Origin of the sequence: Pedobacter metabolipauper (assembly GCF_004362715.1) — a bacterium.
GTDB classification, from domain to species: domain Bacteria; phylum Bacteroidota; class Bacteroidia; order Sphingobacteriales; family Sphingobacteriaceae; genus Pedobacter; species Pedobacter metabolipauper.
The window spans coordinates 416952-435714 of the sequence record NZ_SNYC01000006.1 but is presented as its reverse complement, the minus strand read 5'-3'; the positions used below and the strand labels follow the sequence as shown (position 1 = coordinate 435714).

Sequence of the window (18763 nt, the reverse complement as noted above, 5' to 3'; positions counted from 1 at the left end):
CTAATCTAGCAATAAAGCATCATCTTCATCATCGGTTAAACTCAGCTGAATGCTGTCTGTACCTGCAATGCCCTCAATAGAGCCTCTAATGTGTGCGGCATTTAACATTACCTTTTCAAGCTGCTTTTCTCTCGCTTTCCAAAGTTTTTCCATGGCATCGCGCTCCCTTTGAATGGAAAGTTTCATGCTCATAAACCCTTCACGAATGGCTTTCCATTGTTCAGAAAACTCATTGCTCGTTAAGTAGTCGTATAACATGTGCATTTTGTCGCCACGGTTTTCCTGTGTTTTTACAGCACTGAATAACTTCACAATACCATCTCTCAGAATATAAGAAACTGCTTTAACCTCGTCAAAAGAGCAAATCCAAACCCCATCTCTTTCGCCAAAGCAATCCATCCCTTTGGGATAACATTGGGTAACAATAACAGCCACATCAACTCCCGTGCTCCGCATGTCCTTTTTCAATTTCTCAATCCATTCCATAGAGAAATCTTTAGTACGCTTGCTTTCATAGATGATCTTGCCGCATTCCTGTCCAAACTGGTTTCTAACATGATGAACGCAATCTGCTCCCCGTACGCCTTTACCAACTTCAGTAATCAGGTCAAATGGGAATGTGTTGCGCAATAACTCTTCAAGGATCAGTTCCTGAACTTCGCCCTGCAGCTGCATAGAGCCCTGTTCCGCTTTACGCTTCATCTCTTCGGCCAGCTTTTTCTGGTCGTCCAGCTGTTTCTCCAGTTCCTTTACCCGAAGCTGGTGCTCTGTATCTTTGACGTTGTTTTTTTCAGTTTCCTGTTTGCGGATCTGTTCAACCATTTCTGCACGCTGCTCCTGAAGCTTGCGCTGGATTTGAAGCTCCATCTCAGCTTCTTTCTCCTTCATGGCCTGTTCCTTTTTAAGGAAATCAAGTTCCTTTGCACGCGCCAGTTTTAACTTCTCTTCGCTATCCTTATTCGCATTGTCCAGCATTTGAAGTTTATTTTCAAAGTCTGAAGAAATGCTCTTACGCAGGTTCTCTTCCAAAACGGCCTGGATCTGTTTCTTTTCTTCAGTTAACTTTTGCTCGTAGGCAGCGGCCTGCTTTTGCTGCTGCTGCTCAAAAGCCAGCTCCTGCTGTTTTTGCTGCTGAACAAATTCTGTTTGCTTTTTAGCAAACTCCTCTTCCTTTTGCCGGGTAAATGACACCATCTTCTCTCTGAGGTCTTTTTTATATTCCTCAGCCATAACCTCTTCAATAGGAAAGGTGTGTGCACAATTGGGGCATTTTATTTCAGTAGACATATATTCGTTATTAGGAAACAGGTAAATCAGGAACTATACAAAAATACGATTATCTCTGTACAAATAAACTATCGGCAAACTTCATCGATACCGTTCTCGGTTCTTCATCTTCAATTTGTATGCTCAATGATCCGTCAAAAGCAATGACCTCCAGTATCTTGATTTTTGTACCAATGGTGATCTGTAGCTTTTGCAAATATTGAAGAAACAACGTGGAGGTGTCTTTAACTGCAGCAACCTTACAACTGCTGCCTGGTTCTAAGGCCGAAAGTAGTGTTTTGGCCAGGATAGGGATCTCACCATTTGCCTTTGGAATGGGATCGCCATGCGGGTCAAACTCCGGGAAATTAAGAAACTCCTCCAGCTTGTCTACCAGCTTTGCAGACTGGATATGCTCCAGCTGTTCGGCAACTTCATGAACCTCATCCCAGCTAAAATCTAACTTTTCGTACAGGAAAGTTTCCCATAAACGGTGCTTTCTTAAAATAGCAATGGCATTTTTCTTACCCGTATCCGTTAACAGGATCTTACCATACTTCTGATAGGTAACGAGGTCTTTCTCCTTTAGCTTTTTTAGCATATCTGTGGCCGTAGCGGGCTTTACACCCAAATAAGCCGCCATTTCGTTGGTTCCTGCCTCTGGTTTGTCCTCGTTTTGAAAGCTTAATTTCAGTAAGGCCTTTAAATAGTTTTCTTCTGTATAAGATAGCATGGCACAAATATAAAATAATATATATCATATTTTATTTGTTAGGTTAGTCTAACTTTTATAGTTTTGTGATGTTATTATTAAAATTAGGCTAATTAAAACTATGATAAAGAACAATTACTTTAAACTATTCAATCTCTTAATTTTTATGCTGGTTACGCTAACAGCCAGTGCCCAGAACGGTATGGTTACTGGAAAGGTAATTTCAGAAGGCGAGGCTGTACCCTCGGCTACTATTGCCATTCAGGGAACCTTATTTGTGGTTAAAACAGATAGCATTGGCCGGTATAACCTTGGCAGCATTCCGGAAGGAACTTACAAAGTTCAGGCATCGGCGGTTGGGTTTAGAAACCGGATCATCACCCTGGAACTCAAAAAAGGAGAGTCTAAAGTATTGGACTTTGACTTGAGCAACTTCCAGAATAACCTGAATGAAATTGTAGTTACCGGAACATTGAAAGCAGTAAACCGTTTAGAAAGCCCGGTTCCGGTAGAGGTTTACACACCCGGATATTTTAAAATGAACCCTACACCAAGCATTTTTGATGCGCTTCAAAATGTGAACGGTGTTAGACCACAGCTAAACTGTAATATTTGCAACACCGGTGATATTCATATCAATGGCCTCGAAGGTCCGTACACCATGATATTGATTGATGGAATGCCAATTGTTAGCAGCCTGTCTACCGTGTATGGCCTTTCCGGGATTCCGAATTCCCTGGTTGAGCAGATTGAGATTGTTAAAGGTCCGGCTTCTTCTTTATACGGGAGCGAAGCGGTAGGCGGATTGATTAACATCATTACCAAAAAGCCAGAAAAGGCGGCCTTAATTTCTGCAGATGTCTTTTCAACATCGTATAAGGAACTCAATGCAGATCTGGGCTTTAAATTTAATGCCGGTAAAAAAGCGACTGTACTAACCGGGTTAAACTACTTCTTGTACAATAACCCGGTAGATCATAATCACGATAACTTTACCGATGTTACCTTGCAGGACCGCATCTCTATCTTTCAAAAATGGACTTTTAAGCGAAAAGAAGACCGGGTATTTAGTTTAGGAGCACGGTATATGTATGAAAACCGCTGGGGCGGCGAGATGCAGTGGAACAAATCTTTCAGGGGCGGCGATCAGGTTTATGGAGAAAGTATCTATACCAACCGGTGGGAACTGATCGGTAATTACCAGTTGCCGGTTAAAGAGAAGCTTTTCCTCGCATTCTCTTACAATGAACACAATCAGGATAGCCGGTATGGCACAACGTCTTACATTGCAGAACAAAAAATTGGCTTTACCCAGCTAACGTGGGACAAGCGGATTGATAACCACGACCTGTTGGTAGGTGCTGCCTTGAGGTATACTTTTTATGACGACAATACTGCTGCAACTACCGGCCTTAATCAGGTAATTGCAAAGAATACCTGGCTGCCCGGCCTTTTTGTACAGGATGAGATTACCCTTTCAGAAAAACACAAGGTACTGGCTGGTTTCAGGTATGATTATAACTCTGTTCATGGCAATATATTTACACCCAGGGCAGCCTATAAATGGAGCATCAATGAAAATAACATTCTAAGGTTAAATGCAGGTACCGGCTTTAGAGTGGTAAATATCTTTACAGAAGACCATGCAGCACTTACCGGTGCAAGATCTGTAGAGATTACCGGGGAGCTTAAACCCGAAAAAACCTATAACGTAAATCTCAATTACCTTAAAAAGATGTATACAGAAGGAGGTACATTTATTGGGGTTGAATCTTCTGCCTTTTACACCTATTTTAACAACAGGATTATTGGTAATTTCGACATTGACCCAAATAAGATCATCTATGACAACCTGGATGGCTACGCCGTAAGCAAGGGCTTAAGTACTAATGTTGATGTAACGTTTAGCAACGGCCTAAAACTGATTTTAGGGGCAACCTATCAGGATGTAGCTACCTATGAGGCCGGAATAAAGAAAGAACAAATCCTTACAGAGAAGTTTGCCGGTAACTGGGCCATTTCATATAAGATCCGTCCGCTGAAACTTACAGTGGATTATACCGGGAATATTTACAGTCCAATGCGTTTGCCATTGCTCAGTGATCTTGATCCCAGAAGGGAATATTCTAAAACATGGAGCATCCAGAACATACAATTTACCTTTGCAGGCTTTAACAGGTTTGAAGTATACGGGGGTGTTAAAAACCTGCTTAACTGGACCCCAAACAGAGGTAATCCGTTTATTATTGCCAGGGCTAATGATCCGTTCGATAAACAGGTGCAGCTTGATCCTGCCGGACAAGTAATGGTTACTCCAGATAATCCGTACGGATTAACTTTCGACCCAACTTATGTATATGGACCAAATCAGGGAATCAGAGGATTTTTTGGCATTAGATATACCATAAAATAAATCGAATAGTTTAACTTTATGGCATGATCTATCAATCTACCTACCAGGCAGCACGGCTTATTGCCCCTCGAGTTGAAGCAATCTTTGCGTCGCACCTTGATGCTGCCCATAAAAGTGGTGAAGATGATCTTGCCCCTTTGCCCACAGCAAAGGTTGTAGAAGCAATTTTAGATGCTACCTTTTGGGCAAGCTTACGGAAGGAAGAAGGCCATTCTCCAAAAATATCATTGGCCTATTTACCGCCTGAACAAGCCGGAAACCCGCTGGTGTTTAAGCAGCGGCTATCGTTAAATCCCGGTACTTTAACCAAGCTTGCGCCAGGAATAGAACGGGCAGGGATCCATTTAGGCGTTTGGGTTGAGGATGATCAGTTTTACATTTGGGGAACTACCGTTAGCATTCCTAACTTTTGCTTTGTAGTGGATGTATCTGAGCCAGCCTTGCTGGTCATTAAGCACCGCAGGATCTATGGCTTCGGGAAATTTACCAATATAGCAGTGCTTAAGGGTGATCAGGTTAAAATGGTAGACGGGCAGACGACAAGCATGCCGGATTGCCCGCCAATATTGATGTCGCTTCTTGACCTTACTGCACCTTCTTACTGGAATGATTCTGTAAATGTAATGATCCAGCTTGCCGTATCTATGCGTGCCCATGCCAGGGGAGGCACCTTACTGATCGTACCCAATGAAAATAATAACTGGCTTCAGTCTATCATTAAGCCCGTTCAATACTATGTGCAGCCTTCATTTAGCGGATTGTCTAAATTGCTGCAGCAGGATAGAAAAGAATCCAGTCAGATTTTTTGGCAGACTGCCTTAAAGCGTGAGGTTGAACATTTGGCCGGACTTACTGCGGTTGATGGTGCAACAGTAATCAGCAATCAATATGAGCTGCTGGCATTTGGTGCAAAAATTGGACGCGCAAAGGGAAAAGATAATATTGATGAACTTTCATTCTCGGAGCCGATATCCGGAGGAGAAGCCATTGTTGTTCATCCCGCAAAGGTTGGAGGTACACGGCATCTTTCTGCTGCACAATTTGTACATGATCAGCATGATGCTACGGCACTGGTGGCCTCTCAAGACGGGCACTTTACCATATATACCTGGTCTGATCACCAGGGTAAAGTACAGGCCCACCGCATTGATACGTTATTATTGTAGTCTCGCTGTATAACTCGCAACAGCGTATAGGAGTACGCCTTATTTGCCGGGTTAACGAGCTGTTATCTTATAATTAAGAGAAAAATATTGCGCCGGCAATTACACTTAAAAAAAGGGCTAACATAACCAGGCGGTCAGCATTGATCCATTGTTGTCTCGTTAGCGGCTTTTGTTCTACTTCTTCCTTTTGCCTTGCAAAAGCTTGAAATATGGAAGGTGATTTAATTAACATAGGTAGATGTATTAGTAGGTAGGTTTTGCATAATACAAACCTTAAGCCAAATTTTTCCAGTCTTGTTAAAATGTTAATAACTTTTACTTTTATGTGGATTTCTCAATCGCGCTGTCTCTTTTAGTCCTCATTTTTAGTGCATTAGTAATGAATTGTTGTACTATTTTTTGAACTCTGCTGTTAAAAACGTATACAGTCTTTTAAAAACACGTACACGCTTACAAAACCGGTTTTTTGATTGATCCAAAACCTATTGGAAAATCCATACGCCATCGATATTATTCCATTATTTCTAATTAACGGATAACTTAATCAAAATTAATATAAAATTATTATGCTGTTAATCAGGTATTTATATGCTATTGTTAAATTTATATAGTACTATGTATTGCATATTACTATATAAAACACATAACTTTGTTTTATGATAGCAGAAAATACGCAGACACAAATGCGGAAGGGCATACTTGAATATTGTGTGTTACTTATAATATCCAGAGGTGAAATTTACGCGTCTGATATTATCGCCGAACTAAAGTCGGCAAGACTACTGGTTGTTGAAGGAACATTGTACCCCTTGCTCACCCGTTTAAAGAATAACGGACTGCTGAGTTACAATTGGGTAGAGTCTACATCCGGTCCGCCGAGAAAATATTATGTGCTTACCGAAGACGGGAAGTCTATTTTAAGTCAGCTGGATACCACCTGGATCGAACTTTCCTATGCGATTAATACGTCTAAGAAGGTTACTGAAAACACACCAAACATCAACATAAATTTAACCAAGTAATGAAAAAGACACTCAACATAAATATAGGAAATACCATCATTCATATTGAAGAAGATGCCTATGAACTGTTAACCGTATACTTAAATGAAGTGAAATTTCATTTCTCCAAAAACGCAGATAACTTCGAGATTGTAACGGACATTGAAAACCGGATTGCAGAAATGTTTAGCGAGATCTTAGCCGCTCAACAAAAACAAGCGATCAGTATTGAAGATGTTCAATCTATTATTGAGCAAATGGGCTCGGTCAAAGATTTTGAAACTTCTGAAGAAGCCGAAGAAGATCAATACACAGGGCCATCATTTAATCCAATTAAAAAACTGTACCGGGATACGGATAAGGCAAATATTGCAGGTGTTTGTGTCGGATTAGCGCATTATATGGATGTGAGTGTAAGTTGGGTAAGATTGGCCTTTCTGGTTTCTGCAGGTTTTGGTGGTGCCGGTATTCTGGCTTACCTGATCCTTTGGATCATGATCCCCAAAGCAGGTACTAAAACAGAAAAGATGTTTATGCGTGGTGAAGAAGCCAACCTGCGTGGTTTTGCAAACAGTTACCTGCATCCTTTTGTTGACGAATCCCGTGGCTTTATCGCACGTTCATTTGATGCGCTCGGACGGTTTATTCATGGAACCGGAAAGATTATCTTTAAGATACTTGCTGTTTTTATCATCGCTGTGGGTTCTTTTACATTGATCAGCTTATTTATTACGCTCATTGCAATACTGGGCGTTTGGGATGCCTCACTGTACCATCAGTTTCCATTTAATATAATCAATGAAGAATACTTTACCACCCTTGCTTTTGCTGCATTTGTTACCTGTGCGGTTCCATTGCTGGCCCTGGTATTGTTTACCGTTCGCGTTGCCTTTAGCAGCAGGCCGGTTAATAAAACCTTCTCTTTTGTGCTGCTCATCATCTGGCTTTTTGGAATGGGATCTTCCATATTCTATGCCGTAAAGATCTCATCAGATTTTAAAGAATCAGCAGAGTTTTCACAAACAGTTGAACTTAAACCCTACCAGGCCTATACATTGAATATAGACCGTACCCGTTTCTTTACCAGTGCAGATAGTCTCCGTTATCAAATAGATCCAAATCGTTATAAAGGAAGAAAAATCCTTACCGATAGAGATTGGAATAACAATGAGCAGCCAAGAAACATCAGGCTTACCATGGTTAAGAGTGAAGACAATTCTGTAAGCATGACCCAGAATTACAGTTCAAGGGGTAGAACCTTTGAGGATGCATTGAAGAATGCACAGAATACACATTACGACTTTGCGCAAAAAGGTGCCGTATTAAACTTTAGCTCCGCACTGCAGATCCTGCAAAATGTGAACTGGAGAGACCAGGAACTGGAAATGATCTTAAAAGTGCCGGTTGGAACCTCATTAACCATCAATAAAGATCTTAACCGAAGTTTAAACGGATACAATTATTGGTGCGACCACGATGATAACAGTGACTATACCGAATGGATCATGACGGATACAGGATTAAAATGTAAATATCCCCACGAAGAAAAAGAGGAAGAATAGCTGTTCCTTAAGCGGAACAGCCATACTATTTAACGGTATAATGGGAGACAGAGCGGGAAACATTCCCGTTCTTGTCTATTCCTTCTATAACAACGCGATATGTGCCATTTCCATCTCCGTTGTAATATTCTAATGAAAGTGGTGCAGCAGTTGTAGTTACGTTAGGATTCCAGTAAATGGTACTGCGCAGATCGTTGAAATTATAAGTGCTGGCAGCATTCACATATTTAGGTGCATAAAATTCCCTCTCTTTGCTAAAGCCTTTAGGTTTAAATTTAAGCAGGTTCGCTTCAGGAATTAATTTTCTCAATTCATCCATCGATATTTTAGTCCCTTTTACTTCTGCCTTTGTATTTACAACCAAAACACCATTGGTGTTGTACAAACGGTCTATTGTTCCAAGCTCATCCCTGGTAAATACCTCAACAGATTCTACATTGGATGCCGGAATACTGACCAGGTCAAAATAATCAATCGGGTTGCCATTTAGAAAGATTTGAACGGGTACTTTTTTATTCTGGTTATAATCTCTCGATACGTAAAATTTATTCTCAAAATAAGTTAGCCCCGAAGCCATAGACTGAAGACAAATAGCCAGGTTGTTACATCCTTTAAAGCGGTCTCCTTCGATAAGTCTTCCTGTAATACTACTTAGCGTAGATAAACCAGGATGATCTTTATGGCTTGGTCTGGCGACTTTAGTACCCTCAATTTTAACCTCTTTTAGTGTACGCAAGTAGCTGTACTGCTTTTTGCTGTTACTTAAATAAGGAGCTAGGGCACTGTCAATATTCAAGATCTCATCGCCAGGAAATATATTTTTTGTGCTGGCTAATGTTGGCGGAACATCTGGTATGATCATTAAGCTGGACCCATTGGCGCTATATTTTGCGTTGATCACTACTTCAGATGAATCCGGGATAGTCAGGTTTGGGAACGTAAATACGCCGCTGTTGGTGGTCAGTGTTTCTGCACCAATTCGTGTACCAGTTACCGTAAGGCGTAAAGCACCTTTTTTTACAGGCATTCCTGTTCTATCTCTTAAGGTGCCCGTAATGCGCATATCCTGCTCAGGGAAAAGGGTAGAGGAAGGAAGTTTGCCCGCAATGATGTCTTTATAATTAAAACGGCGAAAACCTTGTGTAAGCAGCAGGTCGTCAAGGCTTGCCAGTTTCTTTGCATCAGTTTTATTGAAGTAATAGTTCGGCTTTTCTACATATCCTTTCAGATCAGCTGTTAACAATAACGAACTTAAGATCGTTATCTCTGAATCTTCATTTACCGGAACCTTCTGATCGTCGGTTACGGAAATGGAATAACTGCCTTCTAAGGCAGTTGGCCCGTCTGCAGAAGTTACCGTCATCTTTACTTTTTGTCTCTTTTTATACGCAGCAAGATCTGTTTTAGCAGATAGGCTTAACGTTGGTTTTGGCATGTTAAAAGCCAGCCTTTCGCTGATCGGTTCTCCCGCATCAGAGAATAAAGTAATTTGAATGATCCCTGACGGGAATTTATCTTTAGGGATTTTTGCAGAGGTGATCAGGTTGCTTAACCGTGTTTTTGCGGCATAGAAAACAATCCCCTCATGCGTACCCAAAATGAATACAGTTTTGTCTTTATTAACGTCAAAAAACGATTGGTTGGCGGCAATTTTAAGATTGATAATGGCTGGATCGGTATTGTTTACCTGAAGGGTGATGCCCGATGCAACCGGTGCAGGCAGGTCGTAGCTTTTGGTGCTGCCATCACCAAAGGTAACATTGGCCTTGTAAGTCTTACCAGTTTCGGGGCTTAAATAAAATGAACCCATTCCTAAGTGTGAGGAAGCCAGGTCGGTGATCTTGCCTCCGGCATTATCCGTAATTGTACCTTTTACATCCACACCAAGGCCGGCGCTATTGATGGCTTTAAAGGCAATGCGGATCGGTAAGCCAGCAATCATCTCTCCAGCTTCCGGAAAGAACTGAAGGTCGTTATCGTTCTTTTTAGGCTTAAAGCTAAAGGTAGCCGGAAGTATATTTTCTGGTGTTAGGGTAATAACCGTATTGAGTTCGCCATTGGTAATTGGGTCTCCTTTACGCGAATCGATCTTGATCTTTAAGAAGCCGTTCTGATCGGTAACCCCTTTTCCTTTACTCACTTCATCACCATTTGAGGTTACACTCCAGGTAACTGCTTTATTGGCCTGCACTATATTGTCCGTATTTTTAAATTGAACAACTGCATCAATGACCTGGCTTTTTTCTGTTTGATTGTTTTTAAAGCTAAAATTGGTAATTAATTGTTTGTCAATAGCCTCGCCGATAGGAACATTCTTATGGAAAAAATACTCTTCACCAAAGTTCATCATCCATTGTGTATAGGCGCGGATGTGGTAATTGTCTTGCTTGTACGTTCCCGGGGTAAGCGGGATATTTCCATTGGCCATACTGTTTACCGCCGGTAACATGATTCTTTGTACAAGAGAATCACGGCTGTTCAATACATCTACATAAACTATTTTACTTAACATAGATGGCAGGTTCTGCTCCATGGTTAAGTACGTTTTAAACCAGATGGTATCTGCTACGCTGTAATAAGGCTTATCAAGATGCAGATAAACCTTTTCTACAGGGTGCTCATCAGTAAGCCGCTTCGATTTTTTTATAATGTTATCTAAAACAATACTGTCTTGCTGGCCATATGCAGTGATTTGGATGGCTATAGAAAGTATTAGTAAGGCAATTGCGAAGTTTAAAAATCTCATTAAAATATATGTATACTATGAATAGTGCTAATATATTCATTTAAGACTTTATTAGGGCATTTACCTCACATGTTTAACATTTTTTGACAGTTTTAAGGCCATCAGTATACAAAAAAAGCTACCCCGCGTTTGGGGTAGCTTCTTGTAAATGGCAAGTATTTATTAGTTCATTTCGATTACAAAATCTTCTAAAGGTCTGCGAACTTTTTTCAGATTTACCAGCCAGTCGCCAGCTTCATCTCTGTATCCCAAAGGCAACAGGGTTACACTGCGTAAGCCTTGTTCTTTTAAACCAAGCAGCTCATCAAGTCCTGCCGGATCAAAACCTTCCATTGGCGTAGCATCTACTTTTAGTAATGCCGCTTCGGTTAACGCAATACCAAAACCAATATAGGCTTGTTTAGCCGCATGAACGAAATTCTCTTCAGCAGATCTGCCGGTATAATTTGTGATCAGCATGTTCATATAGTCTGCCGTTGCAGATTCAGGTAAACCACGCTCACTGTTTAGGTTTGCAAAAACAGCTCTAATCTTTTCTTCTGTATAATTTTCCCATGCGGCAAAGATCAATAAGTGCGAACAATCGGTAATCTGACCTTGTCCGAAAGCAAGTGCTTTGATCTTCTCTTTTAATTCTGGGTTAGTAACCACAATAACTTTGAATGGCTGTAAACCTGATGATGTTGGTGCAAGATGCGCTGCAGCAATAATCTGGTCAACTTTATCTTGTGAAACTTTTTCACCATTCATTTTCTTAGTAGCATAACGCCAGTTTAAGGCTTCTATTAAACTCATAATATTTGTATTATTTAATTTTCTTAATTGTCAGTTATTGATTTTTGACCACATTAGGCCAATAAAATAACGGTGTTAGCAAATATACTTATGTTAATAATACCAAGGTGAAATACAGCAGTTTATGACTTTTTTATGATATGCAGCGATTAGATGAACAAATAATTTTAAGATTTGGAATCTTATTGATTATGCTATAAATTGGAAATAGTTATTATGCGAGCATAGTTTTATTGGATTGCTAAAACACATCATTGAAAAATTTGTTGTGTTTAAACATACATTCATTAAATCTGTCATTTTAATGCGTTATAGTGCAATTAATTCTAATCAAATATGAAAAAGATCCTACTCAGTTTTTTACTGTCAGTACCTGTTTTTGGTTTTGCCCAATCATTTCAGGTTAACCTTCAAGGGCAAAAGCAAACGGCAATGGGTGGTGCCGGAACCGGACTGGCCTTAGATGAAGCTGCCATATTTTTTAATCCCGGAGCTGTTTCTTTCCTGCAGCAAAATGGTGTTCAGGCAGGTATTAGTCCGCTTTACCTGAAAACGGCCTTCCGTCAAACTGGATCTAACCTTACCGAATACAATAAAGATAAAATAGCAACTCCGATTATGGGATACGCGGTTTTTGGATCTCCGGCTAACCGCCTCCGCTTTGGAGTAGGTATATATACTCCTTTTGGCGGGGCCATGCACTGGAAAGAAGACTGGACGGGCAAGTATACCGTTACATCACTTGATCTGCAGGCTATTTATATTCAGCCAACTTTAAGTTTAAAGATTACCGATCATATTGGTATTGGTGGTGGATTGGTTTATTCATTGGGTAAAGTAGATTTGAGACAAGCCTTACCAATAAACCAAAGTAATGGTCAGCCAGGTACCGCGCAGCTAAAAGGAGATACTAAAGATTTTGGATGGAATGCAGGTATATATGTAAAAACAGAGGTTGGCATTACCATTGGCGTTACTCACCGGTCGCAGGTAACTGCAAATGTTAAGGATGGGGATGCCATCTTTGCTGGCCCCAATTCATTACAGCCTACCTTGCCAACAAAATTCACTGCTGCCCTGCCTTTACCGGCTACCTCTTCCATCGGATTTGGTTTTTATCCTTCAGAAAAGCTAACGATGGCACTGGATGTAAACTGGGTACACTGGAATACCTATAAGGTTTTGGCGTTCGATTATAATAACAATACCACCATTCAGGATACAGAATCTCCGCGTAATTACCACGATGCAGCAGCTTTAAGGTTAGGGTTTCAACATCAAACCACAGCTAAGCTTGCATTAAGAGCGGGTATTGGTTATGCTTTTACGCCTGTTGATGATGGATATGTGACTGCTGAAGTTCCTGATGCAGACAGACTGCTATTAAGTGCAGGTATTGGCTATCATGGTACAAAGGGTTTTGGAATGGATCTTTCATTTTTATACGAAGACGTAATGAGCAGAAAACAGACCAACTTTGAGTCTGGCCTGAGCGGTGAGTATAAAACAAAAGCCTACATTCCAGGGATCTCTCTTTCTTATAAATTCTAATTGCTAAACACCGTATCCATCAACATTTAAAATTTTCTATAATGAAATCGAATTATATAGTTAAAAGTATACTGGCCATTGCCGTTGTTTCGGTTGCTTCATGCAAGCCAGAGCTTAGCGAGGTTACCCCTTCTAAAGGTAATGCCGACTTTTCCAGGTATGTAGCCCTTGGAAATTCATTAACATCCGGATTTGCTGACGGAGGCTTGTACCTGGAAGGACAAAAGAATTCTTTTCCTGAAATTATTGCCGGACAGATGAAAGCCGTAGGTGGTGGTAGTTTTACCAGTCCGCTCTTTAGTGAGGCTCAGTTTAACGGTTCCGGATACCTTCGGTTTGCTGGTTTTAAAGCAGATGGAACGCCAAACATTGAAAGGGTAACTACACAGACTGCCGTTCGCGGACAGGTTAATATTCCTCCCGTTGGAAATGTGATCCTGTATACTAAATATACAGGTGACATCAATAATTATGGTGTTCCGGGTATAAAGCTGGACAATGCAGATCTGGCTCCTTATGGCAATTTTAACGGCTATTTTGAGCGTCTTTTGCCAGGTAATGCCGGTACTAATAATACCAGCTATATTGATTTTGTAATGCAGAAGGATTTTACATTCTTTAGCATGTGGCTTGGTGGTAATGATATATTAGGGTATGCGAGCAGCGGTGGTGCCGGAGATGTTCCTACACTTAAAACTACATTCAGTACCAAATATGCCAGCGTTTTGGCCCGTCTTACTTCAAAAGGAGCTAAAGGGGTAGTAGCCACGATTCCGGATATTACAATTACCCCTTATTTCAGAACAGTTACCCTGGCCTCGTTACTTGCTGCAGTTAGGGCAACGCCTGCCGGTGCAAATGTAAATACGCTTTATCTAAGAACAGGAGCTGGTGTAGCCAGAGCAGCAACAGCAGAAGACCTGTTTACGCTTACCTTAAGTTCTGACGGTGTATTTGGAGTTAACGACCCCTTAAAAGGTCCTTATGGCTTAAGCCCTGCAAACCCAATTGAAAATAAATATGCATTGGATAAAGACGAAGTAGCAGTGGTAATAGACTTTACAAACAGTTATAATGCAACGATTAAGGCAGCTGCCAACACCAGTAACCTGGCTATTGTTGATGCCGGTGCATTGTTAAAAGAATACGGTGCAGGTACTAAGGTTAATGGCGTAGGCGTAAGTGCTGAATTTATTAGGGGTAACCTATTTTCATTGGATGGGATACACCTTACCCCATTGGGATATGCTATTGTAGCCAATGAGTTTATAAAAGCAATCAATTCAAAATATTCATCAAGCATACCAACAGTTGATGCCAGCAAATACAGGGGGACTTTATATCCATAAAGGTTCTCGTTTTTGAACATAAAAAAAGGTGACGGAATATTTTCGTCACCTTTTTTTATGTCTAATTACGGATACGCGCCTGTATTACGGTTTCAGCTTTGCTTTAAAGATCTTCTCCAGCTTCTCCATTTTTGGTAAGATGACCGCACGGCAGTATGGCTGATTGCCATTTTTGTTATAATAATCCTGGTGATAGTTTTCTGCTACATAGAATGCAGATGCTTTGCTGATTGCGGTAACCACAGGATTCCCAAAAGCCTTGCTGGCATTTAGTTCCTTTTTATATTTCTCTGCAATTGCTTTCTGCTCATCATTGTGATAAAAGATAACAGAACGGTATTGTGTACCAACATCGGCACCCTGGCGGTTTAATGTAGTAGGGTCATGTGTTTTCCAGAAAACCTCTAAAAGTTCATCGTACTTTATTTTTTGAGGATCGTAGGTAACCTCAATCACTTCAGCATGTCCGGTTGATCCGGTACATACATCTTCGTAGGTTGGGTTTGGTACATCGCCGCCCTCATATCCGGAACGAACACTTGTTACGCCATTCAGACGCTGAAATACAGCTTCTGAGCACCAAAAACACCCGTTTCCGAATGTGGCCTTTTGTAACTTCTTAGACTGTGCATCTGCACTGCCTGCAGATAATAGAATTAAAGCCAGTATGAATATATTTTTCATGATATAGAATTTAGGAATCATTTGTTATGTAAAATTACGTAAGCATTTTCGATATAGTTTTATATCATCAGGTTTGTGGTTTTAAGTTGACAATGTGCTGATAATGGAGTATGGAGGGCTTGCTTTGTGAATAACTTAATGGATTTATTTCCAGAATTTTATAATTGTTATGACCTTGTATTTGACGGTTATTAACAATAGTTTCTTAAATTAGAGGGTATTAATTTTAAAACAGATCAAATGTCAGCACCTTATATCCCTACTTTAGATTTGAACTCTTATGTGAATGGAGATGAATCACAGCGTAAAAAATTCTCCGATGAACTGGGTAGAGCGTTTAACGATTCAGGTTTTGTAACCATTACCAACCATGGCTTAAGTCAGGAGTTGATCGATAAGCTTTATCAGAACATCCAGGCTATGTTTAGCCTTTCTCTGGAGCAGAAGAAAAAGTATGAAAAGATTGAGCTTGCCGGACAGCGCGGATATACCAGTGCGGGTAAAGAAACCGCTAAAGGAGCAAAAACCGCTGATCTGAAAGAATTTTGGCAAATTGGTCAGGAAGTAACAGACGGTGACCCTGTTAAAGCGGACTATCCGGACAATGAGGTAGTAGAAGAAATTGCGGATTTTAATGCAGTAACTATGGAAACCTACCGGCGCCTGGAAGAAAATGGTAAACATTTGCTGCGGGCCATAGCTACTTACCTGGACCTGCCTATTGGTTATTTTGATCCGCATGTGCACAATGGCAATTCTATATTGAGAGGGATCCATTATTTCCCGATTCAGGATCCTGAAGCATTACCAGACGATGCAGTAAGGGCAGGTGCACACGAAGATATAAACCTGATTACCTTATTGATTGGTGCGAGTGCAGATGGGCTGGAAGTATTAACAAGAAGTAACGAATGGCTGCCTATTAAAGCACAGCATACAGATATTGTTGTTAATGTAGGCGATATGCTGCAAAGACTGACGAATAACAAATTAAGGTCTACCACGCACAGGGTGGTTAATCCTCCGCGTGAATTGATGAAAACTTCAAGATTTTCTGTGCCCTTCTTTTTGCACCCACGCTTAAATATGGACCTAACCAGTTTACCTTCCTGTATTGATGCCGAACATCCTAAAGTTTATGAAGATATGACTGCAGGAGAATACCTCGACGAAAGGCTGCGAGAAATTGGATTAAAGAAATAAATAAATTTGAATGGGCTGTCTAAACCCGGCATGCTCTGTGGCGTAAACCATAAGATGACGACTTTAGACAGCCAACTCAACTCGCAATTCTCCTCCATACTCTATTTATTAATGACAAATACGGCGTTGATTGCTGTTAATGTTCTCACGGCTTTCAACGCTTTCAAGGCTCTTGTTGTTCTCACTATCCTTTATCTTTTGAATGTGTGAAAGGCAGACTGTATCTGAAAATTCAAGAACTTTTTCTGCACGTGTGATCAGTTCAGTTACATCATCATTGGTAGCGTTAACTTTATTGAGATAGCGGGAATCATCAAAGCCTCCCATTAATAAATTGGTTAAACGTGATTCTGCTGGTGTATTACGGGCTAAAATAAAGTTAGATTCCGGCAGGATGTTTTCCGTAATTTTGGATAACCTTCTCAGACCATTGCTGCCGGCATGATAGCCGGTTAATACGCGGAGCATACCAGAATAACAGTGACAAAGTGTTTGGTGGATCATAAAAATAGCCAGGCCATTTTTGCGCTCGGAAGCATAGAAATGCGCACCCATTAAAAACTCATCGGAGAGGTTAAACCAGTGAAACCAGAATTTTTCTCTTTTTAAAGCTTCAGAAGTTATAATTGGCATTGTTGCCGGAATAACAAAAGGTTCTTTCTTGGCATCAAATAAAATGGTTCCCTTTTTGTGAAGGGTGCTAAAAAAGGTACTTCCTTTTTTAATGGCCAGATTAATCTCATCCATTCTGTGGGTAATTACGGCAATGTTAGCAAAGCCTTTAACACTTTGCTCTGCAGATTTCTGAATTGTAGTGTTGGTGAGCCGTTCTTGTTTGGCAGGAACAACCAATAAACTATAGTTGTTTCGCGGGTTAAATTCTGTTTCTGCATCCTGATCCTTAAAGCAGCTTGAACTAACCTCCATTTTTTCGGTGCTGCCAAAACAAATGATCTTCTCTGGCGATACTTTTTGACAGATGGTATCAATTACGCTCTTCAATGTTGTTTGTGGATTTTTCATGTTGTTGGGTTTTATGAGTGTATGATAATTAAGAATTCGAATTTTTAGTATCGGCTAAAAAAAAGGTGAACAGATAACTGGCTTCAATAAATTTTAAGATCTGTTTGAAATCCAGGTCTGTTTGGTCCTTTTCTGATTCCAGGATGAAAGTGTTGCTGAGTGCGCAATCCAGCCATTTTTCTAACAACAGTTTCCATTCATGCATTGGTCTGATCTCAAAAAACTCCTTTATGGTACCAAAGAGCCTTTTGACCTCCTGGTTGTTGTTAATGGTTTTCGATAGATCGCCTTCTTTAGCAGCATGGTTGTTTTCAATCCTGTCCAGTTCACCGGCCTGGATCTGTAACCAGACCCCATCGATCAATTTAGAGAGGCATAGCTGATAGTAAAGCAGGTTTCCGGGATTGGCAGCTTTTTTCCAAAAGTCAGTTTTGTACAACAAGGCTTTCCAAATATTAAGGCTGGGCTTCATGTTATTAATATCCAGGCTATACCGGTGCAGATCATCTACGGCTAAGGAAGGTAAAGCAATGGCCTCAGCATGCAGGTGGGTAGGATGGTCACGGTCAATGGCATAAATTAACTCCGTATTGGTACCTAGTTTGGCTGTTGATAAAGACAGCTTCTTGTAAATGTGAAAGCCTTCTTCAATTAAATCGCTTAGACTTAAAAATTCAGAGATGACATTAAATTCCTGCAGATCAAAATAGTCGTACTTATCTGCATGCATATAAGATGCATCAATCCCAATCTGTAAATAGTTAAGCAGGTTACTTTTAATAAAGCCAATAGAATATTTGTCGTAAAAATTGGTAAGAAAGGTGGTTTTCTCCTTTTCCAGTCCGTTAAATTCAGCTTCGTCGTTGGTATGGTGCTGAAATACGAGATTAAATGTACGCATTAAACTTACAGACGGGACATCTTTTTCAGGCTTTATTACCTCGCTTATGCCAGGAGAATAGGCGTTTACCAACCATAAAGCATCAATTAGTTTGACCAGAACTTTGTAGGTTTTGTACAAATACTGAGGATCGTATTTTCGCCACTCATCTGCCTTAAATATGGTCCAAAATAGGTTCCATAGATCGCTTTGCAGGTTCTCTACACTTCTATTAGAATAAACTTCATCCAAAACGTTGATTGGATTTTCAATATTTTTCTCTTTTAGAAAAATTATGTGATCTTTATAACAACAATATTCATTATAACTCATAATTATATAATTTTAAATGATTTAATGTGACTTAATATAAAAATTAGTAACTTGCAAGAATTACATGTAACGTTAACCA

At 40.3% G+C, this 18763-nt stretch carries 15 protein-coding genes; 7 read left to right on the top strand and 8 right to left on the bottom strand.

The features are described 5' to 3' along the window. Both ATK78_RS18690 and ATK78_RS18685 read right to left on the bottom strand, forming a co-directional pair. Positions 1-1287, bottom strand: a complete 1287-nt coding sequence (locus ATK78_RS18690) for a DUF2130 domain-containing protein (protein WP_166664916.1) — start codon at positions 1285-1287, stop codon at positions 1-3. Between the two features lie 49 nt (positions 1288-1336). Beyond that, the gene (locus tag ATK78_RS18685) at positions 1337-1999 is read right to left on the bottom strand and encodes a metal-dependent transcriptional regulator (protein ID WP_133577638.1); all 663 of its coding nucleotides are present in this window, start codon (positions 1997-1999) and stop codon (positions 1337-1339) included. Between the two features lie 100 nt (positions 2000-2099). Here ATK78_RS18685 and ATK78_RS18680 point away from each other — a divergent pair, with 100 nt between their 5' ends. Together ATK78_RS18680 and ATK78_RS18675 are read left to right on the top strand one after the other, a co-directional pair. After that, complete coding sequence (locus tag ATK78_RS18680) at positions 2100-4391, top strand: TonB-dependent receptor (protein ID WP_317126220.1); 2292 nt, start codon at positions 2100-2102, stop codon at positions 4389-4391. Between the two features lie 23 nt (positions 4392-4414). Continuing rightward, entirely contained in the window at positions 4415-5557 is a 1143-nt protein-coding gene (locus ATK78_RS18675) for a putative sensor domain DACNV-containing protein (RefSeq protein WP_133577637.1), read from the top strand. 73 nt (positions 5558-5630) lie between these two features. Here the strand turns inward: ATK78_RS18675 and ATK78_RS22800 are convergent, their stop codons facing one another. Further along, positions 5631-5789, bottom strand: a complete 159-nt coding sequence (locus ATK78_RS22800) for a hypothetical protein (RefSeq protein WP_166664915.1) — start codon at positions 5787-5789, stop codon at positions 5631-5633. A gap of 424 nt (positions 5790-6213) precedes the next feature. Here ATK78_RS22800 and ATK78_RS18670 point away from each other — a divergent pair, with 424 nt between their 5' ends. Together ATK78_RS18670 and ATK78_RS18665 are read left to right on the top strand one after the other, a co-directional pair. After that, positions 6214-6579, top strand: coding sequence for a PadR family transcriptional regulator (locus ATK78_RS18670; protein ID WP_133577636.1), 366 nt, complete (start codon positions 6214-6216; stop codon positions 6577-6579). Further along, a complete protein-coding gene (locus ATK78_RS18665; protein WP_133577635.1) occupies positions 6579-8120 on the top strand; it encodes a PspC domain-containing protein in 1542 nt (513 codons plus the stop codon). The genes ATK78_RS18670 and ATK78_RS18665 overlap by 1 nt, the downstream gene beginning before the upstream one ends. Positions 8121-8145: 25 nt before the next feature. Here ATK78_RS18665 and ATK78_RS18660 read toward each other — a convergent pair whose 3' ends face one another. Continuing rightward, a complete protein-coding gene (locus tag ATK78_RS18660) occupies positions 8146-10866 on the bottom strand; it encodes a carboxypeptidase-like regulatory domain-containing protein (RefSeq protein ID WP_133577634.1) in 2721 nt (906 codons plus the stop codon). Between the two features lie 162 nt (positions 10867-11028). Further along, the gene (locus ATK78_RS18655) at positions 11029-11661 is read right to left on the bottom strand and encodes an NAD(P)H-dependent oxidoreductase (protein WP_133577633.1); all 633 of its coding nucleotides are present in this window, start codon (positions 11659-11661) and stop codon (positions 11029-11031) included. A 336-nt stretch (positions 11662-11997) separates the two neighbouring features. Between ATK78_RS18655 and ATK78_RS18650 the strand changes: the two genes are divergently transcribed. Next, entirely contained in the window at positions 11998-13212 is a 1215-nt protein-coding gene (locus tag ATK78_RS18650; protein WP_133577632.1) for an OmpP1/FadL family transporter, read from the top strand. A gap of 41 nt (positions 13213-13253) precedes the next feature. Beyond that, a complete protein-coding gene (locus ATK78_RS18645; protein ID WP_133577631.1) occupies positions 13254-14561 on the top strand; it encodes an SGNH/GDSL hydrolase family protein in 1308 nt (435 codons plus the stop codon). A gap of 84 nt (positions 14562-14645) precedes the next feature. On the opposite strand, the gene msrA is transcribed toward ATK78_RS18645, so the two are convergent. After that, entirely contained in the window at positions 14646-15245 is a 600-nt protein-coding gene (gene msrA / locus ATK78_RS18640) for a peptide-methionine (S)-S-oxide reductase MsrA (protein WP_166664914.1), read from the bottom strand. Between the two features lie 240 nt (positions 15246-15485). On the opposite strand from msrA, the gene ATK78_RS18635 reads away from it, so the two are divergent. Next, the gene (locus tag ATK78_RS18635; protein ID WP_133577629.1) at positions 15486-16448 is read left to right on the top strand and encodes an isopenicillin N synthase family dioxygenase; all 963 of its coding nucleotides are present in this window, start codon (positions 15486-15488) and stop codon (positions 16446-16448) included. Between the two features lie 108 nt (positions 16449-16556). On the opposite strand, the gene ATK78_RS18630 is transcribed toward ATK78_RS18635, so the two are convergent. Continuing rightward, positions 16557-17471 (bottom strand): HEPN domain-containing protein, encoded by a 915-nt coding sequence (locus ATK78_RS18630; RefSeq protein WP_133577628.1) that lies wholly within the window; start codon positions 17469-17471, stop codon positions 16557-16559. 28 nt (positions 17472-17499) lie between these two features. Further along, positions 17500-18684, bottom strand: a complete 1185-nt coding sequence (locus ATK78_RS18625; RefSeq protein ID WP_133577627.1) for a hypothetical protein — start codon at positions 18682-18684, stop codon at positions 17500-17502. Between the last annotated feature and the right edge of the window lie 79 nt (positions 18685-18763).